The sequence below is a fragment of the Kitasatospora sp. NPDC047058 genome, assembly GCF_040643935.1.
Lineage (GTDB): Bacteria > Actinomycetota > Actinomycetes > Streptomycetales > Streptomycetaceae > Kitasatospora.
In genome coordinates, this window is sequence record NZ_JBEYVJ010000229.1 from 1 (window position 1) to 11,886 (window position 11,886).

Sequence of the window (11,886 nt, forward strand, 5' to 3'; positions counted from 1 at the left end):
GGACGGCCCGCCCGCTCGCGGAGCGCGCCGCGGAGTGAGCTGCGGGGCGGAGACACGGGGCGGCCCCCCGGCCCCCGGACCCCCGCCCCCCCGGAACACCGGCCGGGGTCCGACCGTTGGACCAGGTGGTGCCGTAGCCGGCCCGGACCTCCCGTGCGGCGCGCAGAGCACCGCGTGGAGTGGATTCGTACCGTGACCCAGCAAGCTACCCCCGCCCGTCCCGCCCCGCGCGGAAAGCTCCGGCGGGCCGTGCCGTTGCTGATCACCGTCTGGCTGGTGCTGGAGATCTGGCTGCTGGTCCAGGTGGGCTCGTGGCTGGGCGGCCTGACCGTGGTGCTGCTGCTCCTGGCCGGCGTGCTGATCGGCGGCTCGCTGATCAAGCGTGCGGGGCTGAAGGCGCTGTCGGCGGCGATCGACCAGAGCCGGGACCCGAAGCCGCAGCAGCCGCAGACCGGCACCAGCCTGACCGTGCTGGCCGGCCTGCTGCTGATCGTGCCGGGCTTCCTCTCGGACGTCCTCGCGCTGACCCTGCTCTTCCCGCCCACCCGGGCGCTCTGGCGGGCGGGCGGCCGACGCTTCGCCGAGAAGGCGCTGCGCAGCACCTCCGCCGTCGGCGCCGACCCGTTCGCGGACGCGATGCGGCTGCAGGAGCAGCTGCGGATCCACCGCCCGGACGGCAAGGTGATCCAGGGCGAGGTGGTCGAACCCGGCACCGGCCCGCAGGGCCCGGACACCACCTACCACCCGCCGATCAACGGCTGAGCCCCCGGCCGGGGCCTGGCCGGGCCCCGGCCCGGCAACGCGAAAGGGACCCTGGAGGCCAGGGTCCCTTTTCGCGTGCTCCCGCCGGGTGGCGGGGGCGGCTCAGGCGCTCTTGCGGGTGTCCCGCGGGTGTACCGCGAGGTTCATCCCCCCGGAGCGGAGCACGGCCAGCCGCTCGGCCAGCACCTCCTCCAGCTCCTCGCGCGTCCGGCGCTCCATCAGCATGTCCCAATGGGTGCGCGTGGGCTTGGTCTTCTTCTCCTCCGGCTCGTCACCGTCGAGAAGTACGGCTTCCTGGCCGCAGAAGCGGCATTCCCAGGCCGAGGGGATCTCCGCCTCGACCGAGAAAGGAACCTCGAATCGGTGTCCGTTCTGACATGCGTACTCGACGGTCTGGCGGGGAGCCAGATCGATACCACGGTCGGTCTCGTAGCTAGTGGCCCCGAGTCGCGTGCCGCGGAGAGCTCGCTCGCTCATGAATCGTGCCTCCCGGGCTTATGGCCCACAGGACTAGTGGTCGCTGTTCTTCGTCGTTCGGTCAACGCTCGGCTTCCGACGAAGATTCCCGTCCCGGGACATGCGTCGTCTGTCGTGCCGCCCCTGTTTGTACCCACCGGCGCCCGATTTGTCACATCTGGTCGGCGATATCACCCCAGGTGTCACGCATTTCACATCGGGTGATCGGGTCGGCCTTTCCATGACGAGCGTACCGGGAGCGGTTCCGGAGCGGTGTGCCGCCCCCGTTCGTGGTCGCCCGGTCAGGCGAGCGGGCGGAAGCGGAGGGGGGCGTGCTCCTTGCCCAGCTCCACGGCCGGCCGGGCCTCGGGGTCGAGCTCGACCGGGAGCACCGGCGGCGGGCCTGCGGGGCGCGGCGGCACCTCGGCCGGCGCGGCCGCCTCGGTACGGGTGTCCCGGTGCGGCAGCAGGGCGATCACCGCGTCGCGCAGCTGGGCGGGCGCCTCCTCGTCCAGCGGGTCGACGGTGGCCGGCACCTGGAGGCGCACCGGCGTGCTGTTGCCGATCCGGGCGTAGCCGCGGCCGGCCGGGGCCTGCGCGGCGGGCACGATGTCCAGCGGCGCGCCGAGCGCGGCGTGCCCCTCCTCGGGGCCGGCCGGGCCGAGCACCACCCGGGCCCGGGTGGTGGCCCGGACGGTCGCGGTGATCCGGTCGCGGGCCTCCACGTCGTCGGCGATCACCACGGTGACCCGGGCGGCGCGGCCGTGCCGCAGCGGGAGCTCCAGCAGGTCCTGCGGGTCCGGCCGGCCCTCGGCGTGGGCCAGCTCGCTCAGCTCGGTCGGGTGGTCGAGCAGCAGCCAGAGCGGCCGGGTGACGTCCTCCGGCAGCGTGGCGCCGGCGTGCCGGGCGGCGTTCAGCGCGGCGAGCCGCCGCTCGGTCTCCTGGGCGGCCCACTCCAGCGCGGCCAGCGCGCCGTGCAGGCTGGTCTCCACGGTGTGGACGCCGGGCCGGTTCACCAGGCAGGCGTGCTCGCCGGTGCCCGCGCCGTCGATCACCACCAGGTCGCCGAACGGGAGCGCCTGGAGCGCGATCGAGCGGATCAGGCTGGAGGTGCCGTAACCGGTCACGCCGAGCGCCAGCAGGTGCGGCTCGGCCGAGCGCGGCCCGGTGCGCCAGACCACCGGCGGCTGCTGGACGACCACCCCGCCCTGGCCGACCGGGATGGTGCGGGCGCTGCCCTCCTCGTCGGTGAAGCCCAGCACGACCTCGCCCGGCGCGGCGACGAAACGCTGCGCCGCGATGTCGGTCGGCAGCGGGGCCAGCGCGGCGATCCGCAGCTTGTTGGACTCCTCGTCCCAGTCGAAGCGGTACTCCCGGGCCCGGCCGGCCTTGCCCTGGACGACCTGCTCGATCCGGGCCCGGGCGACGGGCTCGGTGTCGGTGAAGTACGCCGGGTAGGCCAGCTCCAGCCGGGAGAGCCGCCCCTCGCCGTCGAACTCCCAGGCGCGGAAGGCGTCCTTGTAGCTGCCCTCGTGGTGGTAGAGCGGGTTCAGCTCCTCCGGCCCGCCCAGGTACGGGGTCAGCGCCGCGTACAGGGCGGACAGCTTGGTGTCGGCGACGTCCGGCTCGGCCGCCGCGGGCGCGGCCTTGGGCGCGCGGCCGGTCCAGGCGGCGGTGGCCATCAGCGCCACCAGGGCGAAGAGCAGGCCGTGCGGCAGCAGGTAGATGCCGAGCAGCATCGCGGCGACCAGGAAGACCGTCGGCCCGCGCCGCTCCTTCGGGGTGGCCTGCCAGCGGTCCTTGGTCCAGGCGACGTGGTGGCGCAGCCCGCGCCCGATGACGGTGAGCGGCGCGAACATGTCGGAGGCGTGGTCGCCGGCCGTGCGGGCCAGTTCGCGGCCCCGGCTGAGATGGCGGTTGAGCGGCATTCCTTGGCTCCCCGGGCGAGTGGGACGGTCGGGTTCAGGGGTGGGCGGTCCGGGTGGGGTCCGGCGGTACGACGGGGCCCGGGGCGGTGGGATCCGCGCCCGGGCCCGTACTGCGGGGGAGTGGCGGGGCTGGGGCCCGTCTTCCAACCCCCGCCTGTGGGGCGACGCCGGGGCACGCACCTCGCCGCGTTGTCGTCGGTCGCCAATGCTCCGCAGTGGCTCCCTCCTCCGCCTTGCGATCCACGCACCCCAACGCCGCCCCGCCCGCCCTCCGGGCGGACGACGGGGGTTGGAAGACGGCCGCTAAAACTTCAGGCCGCCGAGCAGGCTGGCCAGGCTCGCGCCGCCGGCGGTGATGCTGGGGGCGATGGAGGAGCCGGCCACGTAGAAGCCCAGGAGGGCGCAGACGATCGCGTGGGAGACCTTTAGTCCGTCCCGGCGGAAGAAGAGAAAGGCGATGGTGCCGAACAGGACGATGCCGGAAATCGAGAGGATCACGTTCTGCTCCTCGGGGAGGGGGACAGGGGGGACGGTGTCACAGAAAGTGCTCTAATCGTGACAAAAAGTAATAGATGATGGAACGGCGCAAACGGGTGGTTCCCCGGCGGGTACCGCGCCGGGCGCCGGGCGGAGGTATGCGAACCGCCCCGGACGGGGGCAGTGGGCGGCTTCCTTCCGGCGCGGCGAGACATTCCCGGCGGGCGGGCGGGACGTTTCCGGGGGTGCCGGGAAGTTCGCTCGAACGGCTGCGCAACCTTCCCGCCCGCGTGTCGTGCGGGGAACGCCGCGGCCGCCGTCCGCCCGGACGACGCCATCCGCCATCCGGACGTCGGCTGGATCACACCCGTCCCGGCCGTTACGGTGCGACGGGCGCGACCCACCACAGGACTCCCGGCCCCCCGGGGCCCCGACCGCAGCAGAAAGGCCCGCCATGACCGACGCCGCCAGCCAGCAGCCCGCCGACGCCCCCGACGCCGAGGTGATCGCGCTCGCCGGCAAGCTCTTCGACGCCGCCCGGGCCGGTGACACCGACCTCCTCGCCGCCTACGTCGACGCCGGTGCGCCCGCCGACCTCGGCAACGACCGCGGCGACACCCTGCTGATGCTCGCCGCCTACCACGGGCACGCCGACACCGTCGCCGCCCTGCTCGCCCGCGGCGCCGACCCGGACCGGGCCAACGACCGCGGGCAGACCCCGCTGGCCGGCGCCGTCTTCAAGGGCGCCGACGACGTGCTCACCGCACTGCTGGACGGCGGCGCCGACCCCGCGGCCGGCACCCCGTCCGCCGTCGACACCGCCCGGATGTTCGGCAAGGACGAGCTGGTCGCCCGGTTCGAGGGCCGCTGACCCCGGCCCGTAGGCTCTCGTGTCATGGAGAGCACCACCGCCCCCGAACGCGGCCCGGACAGCTTCGTCCTGCGGGACGGCAAGGGCGACAGCATAGAGATCCGCGTCACCGGCTTCGCCCACCCGGACGCCCAGCACCTCGCGGCCGAGGTGCAGCAGGAGTACGTCCGCCGCTACGGCGACGCCGACCTCACCGAGATGAACCTCGACGACTTCGACCCGCCGGCCGGACTCTTCCTGGTCGCCTACCTCGACGGGGCGCCGGTCGCCTGCGGCGGCTGGCGGGCCAAGCAGGCCGGCCCGCACGGACTGCGGGACGGCGACGCCGAGCTGAAGCGGATGTTCGTCGTCCCCGGCGCCCGCGGGCGGGGCCTCGCCCGGGCGGTGCTCGCCCGGCTGGAGTTCACCGCCGCCGAGGCCGGGCGGACCAGGTTCATCCTGGAGACCGGCACCGAGCAGCCCGAGGCCGTCGCGCTCTACACCTCCGAGGGGTACGCGCCGATCCGGAAGTTCGGCATCTACCGGGAGCACCCGCAGAGCATCTGCCTCGGCAAGGAGTTCGGCGGCGCGCCCGCCGTCTGACCCGGCGCCCGCTGGGTAGGCTCCCGGCGGACCGGCCGACGGGCGGCCGCGGGGGCGGGAGCAGCGCATGGACGAGCCGGGCCGAGCCACTCCCGCGCCCGCCCCGCCGGCCGTTCTCGCCGCCCCCGGCGGGGAGTTGGCGCGGCTGGTCGCCGCCGGGCTGCCCGCGGTCGGCTCCGGCGCCGTCTGGGCCGTCGGCGACGCCGACGGCCGGCAGGGCGGCGGCAGCCTCGGTGTCCTCGGCCAAGGGCCGTACGAGCGGCTGGAGATGGGGCCGGACACCGTCTTCGACCTGGCCAGCATCACCAAGGTGGTCGCCCTCTGGCCCTGCGCCGGGGTGCTCCGGCAGGCCGGCCGGCTCCCGCTCGACCTCCCGATCGGCGACTACTGGCCGGCCGCCGCCGGGCACCCGGCCGGCTCGGTGACGGCCCGTCAACTCCTCACCCACACCGCGGGGATGCCGCTGCGCACCCGGTTCGCCGAGCTCTACGGCCGGGACCGGGCGGCGATCCTGGCCGGCGTGCTCGCCGCCCCGCTGCACCGGCCGCCGGGCACCGCCGTCGAGTACACGGACCGGGCCGCCGTGCTGCTCGGCCACCTGGTCGAGTCGCTGGCCGGCGCCCCGCTCGACGAGCTCGCGGCCCGCCAGGTCTGGCGGCCGCTCGGCATGACCGACACCCGCTACGGCCCGCTCGGGCCGGCCGGGACGGCGCGCACCGCGCCCACCGAGTACGAACAGGAGGCCGGCGCCGCCCTGCGCGGCGTCGTCCACGACCCCTCCGCCCGGCTGCTCGGCGGCGTCTCCGGCAACGCCGGCGTGTTCTCCACCGCCCGCGACCTCGGCCGGTTCCTCACCGCACTGCTCGCCCCGCCGGCCGGCCTGCCCTGGGGTGACGCCTGGACCGCCGAATCGCTGCGCGAACAGACCGGCGGGCTGGCCCCCGCCCGCGGCCTCTCCTGGCTCTGCGCCGCCGGCACCGACCCCGCCGAGGGCACCTTCGTCCACTACGGCTTCACCGGCACCGGGATCTGGGTCTCCCGCCGCCTCGGCCGGTGGGCCCTGCTGCTCACCAACAAGGTCCACTACGACCGCGACTTCCAGCCGCTCACCGACCTCCGCAACGCCTACCGGCGGGCCGTCTTCGGCTAGCGGCTGCCCGGAGCGGCGGTCCGGGGGCGTGCTCATGACCGGGCAGGGAACGGCCGGGCCTCCGGCGGCGTCCTGATGACCAAGCTCTGATCACGCGGTGACGAGCCCTCCCCAGGGCCGTGCACGGCACCGACCACACGGTTGCACCGGGTGCCGTGACAGGGCCCCCGAGAGATGTGGAGCAGTGGATGACCTTGGAGCACCGGACGAGTCAGGTGCCGCCGGCACCCCCGGCCGGCCGTGCGGCGCAGCCGCCGGCGAGCGGCGACGTCGCCGCGCTGCGCCGGAGGATCAGCGAACTGGAGCACGAGAACGCGATACTCCGGGAGGCCTCGGATTTCTTCACGCGGGAGCTCGACCCGCGACGCCCGCACTGATCCGGTTCGTCGAGGCGTACCGGACGTCGCACGGGGTCGAGCGGATCTGCCGCACGCTGCGGATCCCCCCGTCGACGTACTACACCGCCCGTTCCCGGCCCGCCTCGGCCCGCGCCCTGCGGGACGTGGAACTGCTGGCCGAGATCCGCCGGGCCTACGAGGGAAGCAACCGCACCTTCGGTGCCCGCCGGGTCTGGACGCAGCTGCGGGGCGAGGGCGTCGAGGTGGCCCGGTGCACGGTGGAGCGGCTGATGCGGGAGTGGGGGCTGACCGGCGCCGGCGGCGCCGCCGGCTTCCGGCGCCGGAACCTCGGGCCGCAGCCGGCCGGCCCCGTCCCGGGGGCGTGAGGAGGCCCGGCGCCGGTCCAGTGGCTGCGGTTGGACCGGCGCCGGGCGGACCCGGGGTCAGCGGTTGGCGGAGGCCCGGCGGCGGCGGTGGTACAGCGCGGCGCCGCCGGCCGTGGCCAGGGCCGCGGCCCCGGCGAGTGCGACGGGCTGCCAGTCGGGCCCGGCGGCCCCGGCTCCGGCGAGCTGCTCCCCGGCGGCCCGGTCCTCGGCGGCCGGTGCCTCGGCGGCCGGTGCCTCGTTGGCCGGTGCCTCGGCGGCGGCCTGCCCCGGCTGCCAGTCCGTGAGGCCGGCGAACCCGCCGGCCAGGCCCTTGCGGTCGTAGTCCGAGCCGGGCAGCTTGTCGCCGTACCGGGCGGAGACCAGCTTCTGGTAGGCGGCGAGGGTGATGCTCCGCTGCCCGCCGAGGCCGCTGTTGGCCTCGTCGTTCAGGGGCTCGACCATGCCCTCGGCGGTGATCCGGTACCAGGCGTGGATCTGCGGTTCGGTGAAGCTGCGGGCCTGCGGAGTGCCGCGCTCGGCGAGGCCGACCTCGGTGTCGCCGTCCCGGATGCCGGCCAGCTGCCAGCCCTCGGCGCCGACGTTCCGCGTGCCGTCGCCGGTTGCGGGGGCGGGGTTGCCCTGGGGCGCGAGCAGCACGGCGGCCTGGTGGCCGTCGGCGGCGGTGACCCGGGAGGCCAGGTAGGTGAGCCGCAGGGCGGTCTGCGGGGTCGCCTGCGCCTTGCCGGCCACGAAGTCGGCGCTCAGCTCGAACACCGGGACCGGGTCCTTGAGGTCGAACCGCGGCGGGGCGGCCACCGCCGTGGGGGGCTTCCCGGGAGCACCGACGGTGCCCCCGTCGGCCGCGGCGGCGGCGCCCGGGCTGTTCGGGGTGCCCGGGTTGGCCTTCGGGGCCGCGACCAGGAACCGGGAGACGGCGTCCCGGACCTGGTTGCTCTGGAGTACCTGCTGGGCGGACTGGTAGCCCGCGATGCCGTCCCCGTCGGCGGCCAGGGCCGCGAGGGTCCCGTACTGGGTGGCGGCGAGCGTCGCCGTGGCGACGACGGCGGCGCGGGCGAGCAGGCGGGCGGAGCGTCGGATCAGCTGCATGGTCGGTCGTCTCCTCAGCCCTGGATGCCGATGCGCGAGTGGGTCCACTGGAACGAGTTGTTGTTCACGTAGGTGTTGAAGTTCCACCAGGTGTAGGTCTGGGTGCTGGGCCACGGGTCGCCGACGGCGATCATGTTCGTGGCGCTGTCGTAGCCGTAGACGACGTTCATGTGGCCGCCTCCGGTGCGCCAGCCGATCCGGACGCCGAACGGGCGGCCGGCGGCTATCTCGGCGGAGGACTCGGCGAACGAGGCGTTGCGGAACAGGCTGCGGCCGCTGTTGCCCAGCCCCAGCCGGGCCAGGCCGTTGGCCATGTCCTCCAGGGTCGCGGGCTGGTTGTTGCAGTTCACCCAGGTGCCCTGGGCAGCGAGTTGGCAGAACTGTTCCTGGCTGGCGGTGCGACCCCAGTAGGCGGCGATGGTCACGCCGGAGGCGTCCCAGCACCACTGGGTCCTGACCTGCTTCTGCATGGTGATCGGGAGGGTCCTGCTGGTCGCCGACGTGCTGGTGGGGTTCGGCGTGGGCGTCGTCGAGCCGCAGACCGGCAGGCTGTTGGTGTTCTCCTTGACGAAGGCGTCGGCGATGTAGAACGAACCGGAGAGGATCCAGCGTGGGTTGTTCTCCACGGTGTCGCCCGTGGTCCGGCAGGACATCGGGACCTTCTCGCCGATCCGCGACGTACCGCTGACCCGTGCCGACAGGGAGGGCCGGTCGCGGTGGTTGATGGTGCTGTACCCGCCCTGGCCGGCGATCACGGTACCGCTGACCAGGTCGGCCTGGGCGAAGGCGCCGAGGCCGAACAGCAGGCCGCCGGAGAGTCCGGCGGCGGTCGCGGCCGTCAGCGCCTTCTTGCGGCGGGACATGCGACGTCGGTGCATGGTGCTCCCACGTCCCTTCCTCTGGTGGATTGAGTGGCCGGAATCCTGCCAGAGGCGTCGGAGGTCGCTGAATGCCCGTTATCCCGTTGCGAAGATGTAACCCTTTCAACCACCGGCAGGTCCGGCCCCGGTCACCGTCAACACGCCGATACCGCAGAGGAGTTGGCGTCCATCGGGAGCGGGGCCGGACCTGTCGTGGCAATCCGTTCGGATGCGAGGTGATGTAAACGTTATGTTTCGTGATCTGTTGTTAGACACGCCATCCAACAGTGAAATTGCACAGCGTAGGCGCGATGTGACGCTCCATCAATTCGATCCGGCGCGAACTGCCCCGGGTTACCCGGAGAAACCGGGATTCCGGAGCGACGGGGGATCAGAGCAGGGTCGACCAGTAGGACCAGAACCGGTTGAGGATCAGCAGCGCGATCACCGCGGCCCACAGCACCGGCAGCGCCCAGTGGTAGCGGGCGGCCTCCCGCACCACCACCCGCATCCGCGGCCCGGCCGGGATCACCCCGGTCCGCAGGTTGTGCAGCGTCGTGTACCAGAACAGCAGCACCACCGTCGCCCAGACCACCATGCAGTACGGGCAGAGCGCGCCGATCTCGTACAGCGCCTGGTCGATCAGCCAGTGCACGAAGACGACCCCCAGCAGCGTGCCCGCCTGCAGGCCCAGCCAGAACCAGCGCCGGTAGGCGGCACCGGCCAGCAGCCCGGCCCCGACCGCCGCCAGCGCGCCGAACGCGGCCAGGCCGATCAGCGGGTTCGGGAAGCCGAACACCTCCGCCTGCTCGGTGCGCATCACCGAACCGCAGCTGATCACCGGATTGATGTTGCAACTGGGGATGTACGACGGGTTCTCCAGGATGCGCAGCTTGTCGAAGGTCAGGACGGCTGACGCGGCCAGCCCGATCAGCGCACCGAGGAACAGGAACAGGGAGAACACCCGGCCCGCGCCGACCGGCGCGCCGCCCGGCGGGACGGCGTCGGCGCTCGCGGGGCGGGAGGGGTTCGCAGAGGGGTTCACAGCGGTCGGGGCGGTCATGGCAGAGCACTCCGGGGTGTGGGAAGGGCCGGCCCGGCCGGGATGTCGGCCGGGCCGGTGGTGCTCACTGCAAGCCGGCGGCCTGCTTGACCTGCGCGGTGAACTGCTCCGGCGTCACCGCGCGGTTCCCGGAGAACAGGGTGATCGGCTTGCCGTCCAGCTTCACCGTCGGCGTGCCCGTGACACCGCTGTCGTTGAACGCGTCCGCGACCTTCTTCGCCCACGGCGCGTAGGTGCCGTCGGTGACCGCCTTGACGAAGGCGTCCGTCTTCAGGCCGGGCACCTTGTCGGCCAGCTCCAGCAGGTGGTTGACGTCGCCGAAGCCGTCCTCGCGCTCCTCCGGCTGGTTGGCGTACAGCACGTCGTGGAACTGCTTGAACTTGTCCACGCCCTCGTTGAGTGCGGCCCCGGCGGCGGCCAGCGCCGTGCGGGAGCCCTTGCCGCCGAGGTTCTTGTCCAGGAACGCGGCCAGGTGGTACTCCACCTTCACCGTGCCGTCGTCCGCCAGCTTCTTGACGGTGTCTCCGTTGGTCGTCTCGAAGGACTTGCAGACCGGGCAGCGGAAGTCCTCGAACACCTGCAGGGTGTGGGCGGCGTCCGGCTTGCCGTAGGTGATCACGGTGTTGTCCGGGCCGCCGGTGTTGGCCGGCACGACCAGCGCGGTCGGCTCGGCCGCGGCGTCCGCGGAGGACGACTTGTCGTCCTTAGCCGCGGTGATCGCCACCGTCACCCCGCCCGCGAGGGCGAGGACGGCGACGGCGGAGACGACGGCCACGATCCCGCGGCGGCGCTTGGCGGCCGCCTGCTCCAGGCGCTGCGCCTCCTGGATCCGCTGGCGGGCGCTGATCCGCTCGGCCTGCTTGCGGGTGGGCTGCTTGCTGCTGTTGGTGCGGTCGGTCTGGGCCATGGTGGGTCAACTCCGTGTGAGCGGCGCGCAGGTGCGCGCGGGGGTGCCCGCCTCGGCGCGGTGGCGGCGCAGGGCGCCGGCGCGTGCGCGGGTACGAGGAGGCTCGGTCGGTGAACGCGGGAGTTGTGCGCGCTGCCTGCGCGGGCGGACGTCGGCCGCTGCGGAGCAGGGAGGTGACGGACGCGGGGCGTCAGCAGGCAGGCGCGAGGACCGGCGGACCACGCCGGGGCGCCGGGCTGAGCACCACGTCCTCGCGGCGCGGCCGCGGGCGGTCCGAGGCCGGAAGCGGTACCCGCAGCACCGGCCGGACCGGGGCGGGGACCAGCAGCACGACCAGCGCCCGCAGCGGCACCGCCAGCGACTCGCGCAGCACGTGCAGCGCCCGGGCCAGGCCCGACAGGGCGGCGTCGCCCAGCCGCAGCCAGACCGCGGCGGCCAGTGCGACCAGCAGGTGCACCAGCAGGACCAGCAGCTGGGTCACCGCCGGCGCGACCGGCCCGGCGTGCCCCAACTGCCCGGAGAACAACGACCCGTCCACCGAACCGCCGCCGCACACCAGCAGGTTCATGCCGCGGGCGGGGACGTGGTCGGCCCCGAGCACCGGGCCACAGCCGGCCTGGCCCAGGTTGAACGTCGTGTTGAGCAGCAGCTCGACCGGGACCAGCACGGCGGAGATGTGCAGCAGCCGCCGCTCCCGGCCGGCCAGCGCGGCCGCGACGAGGAAGACGACCACGGTCGCGGCGGCCACGAGGTTCAGCGGCAGCGGGCGACCGGTGATGACGACCTGGCCCAGCGCGGAGAGCGGCACGGCGAGCGCGGTGAACACCGCGGCCCGCAGGGCCCTCGTCGCCGGGGTGGAAGTCGTCACGCCCCGGAGTATGTCACGGCACTTACATCCCGCACGAGGGCGCGTCAGAGGTTGGCCGGGACCGGCCGCCGCCGCGGCCACCCCGGGCCGGGGGCGGCCGGGCGGCCCGTCACCTCCCGTACGGCCGCACGGGCGTACCCGGAGGCTTCAGC

At 74.1% G+C, this 11,886-nt stretch carries 14 protein-coding genes and 1 other annotated feature; of the genes, 6 read left to right on the plus strand and 8 right to left on the minus strand.

All coding sequences use genetic code 11. The features are described 5' to 3' along the window. The first annotated feature begins 192 nt into the window (after positions 1–192). Positions 193–762, plus strand: coding sequence for an FxsA family membrane protein (fxsA, locus tag ABZ885_RS27005; protein WP_360193741.1), 570 nt, complete (start codon positions 193–195; stop codon positions 760–762). 102 nt (positions 763–864) lie between these two features. Here fxsA and ABZ885_RS27010 read toward each other — a convergent pair whose 3' ends face one another. The 3 genes from ABZ885_RS27010 to ABZ885_RS27020 form a co-directional block, all read right to left on the minus strand. Then, a complete protein-coding gene (locus ABZ885_RS27010) occupies positions 865–1,239 on the minus strand; it encodes an RNA polymerase-binding protein RbpA (protein ID WP_030396357.1) in 375 nt (124 codons plus the stop codon). A 281-nt stretch (positions 1,240–1,520) separates the two neighbouring features. Next, a complete protein-coding gene (locus ABZ885_RS27015; protein ID WP_360193744.1) occupies positions 1,521–3,146 on the minus strand; it encodes a hypothetical protein in 1,626 nt (541 codons plus the stop codon). Positions 3,147–3,449: 303 nt separating this feature from the next. Next, positions 3,450–3,644, minus strand: a complete 195-nt coding sequence (locus tag ABZ885_RS27020; protein ID WP_360193746.1) for a hypothetical protein — start codon at positions 3,642–3,644, stop codon at positions 3,450–3,452. Positions 3,645–4,077: 433 nt separating this feature from the next. Between ABZ885_RS27020 and ABZ885_RS27025 the strand changes: the two genes are divergently transcribed. From ABZ885_RS27025 to ABZ885_RS27045, 5 genes are all read left to right on the plus strand, one after another. Continuing rightward, positions 4,078–4,494, plus strand: coding sequence for an ankyrin repeat domain-containing protein (locus ABZ885_RS27025; RefSeq protein WP_360193749.1), 417 nt, complete (start codon positions 4,078–4,080; stop codon positions 4,492–4,494). Between the two features lie 93 nt (positions 4,495–4,587). Then, entirely contained in the window at positions 4,588–5,076 is a 489-nt protein-coding gene (locus ABZ885_RS27030) for a GNAT family N-acetyltransferase (protein WP_360193775.1), read from the plus strand. A gap of 67 nt (positions 5,077–5,143) precedes the next feature. Further along, positions 5,144–6,226 (plus strand): serine hydrolase domain-containing protein, encoded by a 1,083-nt coding sequence (locus tag ABZ885_RS27035; RefSeq protein WP_360193752.1) that lies wholly within the window; start codon positions 5,144–5,146, stop codon positions 6,224–6,226. A 188-nt stretch (positions 6,227–6,414) separates the two neighbouring features. Next, a complete protein-coding gene (locus ABZ885_RS27040; RefSeq protein WP_360193755.1) occupies positions 6,415–6,603 on the plus strand; it encodes a hypothetical protein in 189 nt (62 codons plus the stop codon). Beyond that, positions 6,558–6,674, plus strand: a sequence feature (AL1L pseudoknot). (Overlaps the previous gene by 46 nt.) A 54-nt stretch (positions 6,675–6,728) precedes the next feature. Further along, on the plus strand, positions 6,729–6,950 hold the full coding sequence (locus tag ABZ885_RS27045) for an IS3 family transposase (protein WP_360193758.1): 222 nt from the start codon (positions 6,729–6,731) through the stop codon (positions 6,948–6,950). A 57-nt stretch (positions 6,951–7,007) separates the two neighbouring features. Here ABZ885_RS27045 and ABZ885_RS27050 read toward each other — a convergent pair whose 3' ends face one another. The 5 genes from ABZ885_RS27050 to ABZ885_RS27070 form a co-directional block, all read right to left on the minus strand. Next, positions 7,008–8,036: a hypothetical protein gene (locus ABZ885_RS27050; protein ID WP_360193761.1), complete on the minus strand. Its 1,029-nt coding sequence runs from the start codon at positions 8,034–8,036 to the stop codon at positions 7,008–7,010. Between the two features lie 14 nt (positions 8,037–8,050). Next, complete coding sequence (locus tag ABZ885_RS27055; RefSeq protein ID WP_360193764.1) at positions 8,051–8,914, minus strand: papain-like cysteine protease family protein; 864 nt, start codon at positions 8,912–8,914, stop codon at positions 8,051–8,053. 373 nt (positions 8,915–9,287) lie between these two features. Further along, the gene (locus ABZ885_RS27060; RefSeq protein ID WP_360193767.1) at positions 9,288–9,959 is read right to left on the minus strand and encodes a vitamin K epoxide reductase family protein; all 672 of its coding nucleotides are present in this window, start codon (positions 9,957–9,959) and stop codon (positions 9,288–9,290) included. A gap of 64 nt (positions 9,960–10,023) precedes the next feature. After that, positions 10,024–10,866 (minus strand): thioredoxin domain-containing protein, encoded by an 843-nt coding sequence (locus tag ABZ885_RS27065; protein ID WP_360193770.1) that lies wholly within the window; start codon positions 10,864–10,866, stop codon positions 10,024–10,026. Between the two features lie 190 nt (positions 10,867–11,056). Further along, the gene (locus tag ABZ885_RS27070) at positions 11,057–11,734 is read right to left on the minus strand and encodes a hypothetical protein (RefSeq protein ID WP_360193772.1); all 678 of its coding nucleotides are present in this window, start codon (positions 11,732–11,734) and stop codon (positions 11,057–11,059) included. Between the last annotated feature and the right edge of the window lie 152 nt (positions 11,735–11,886).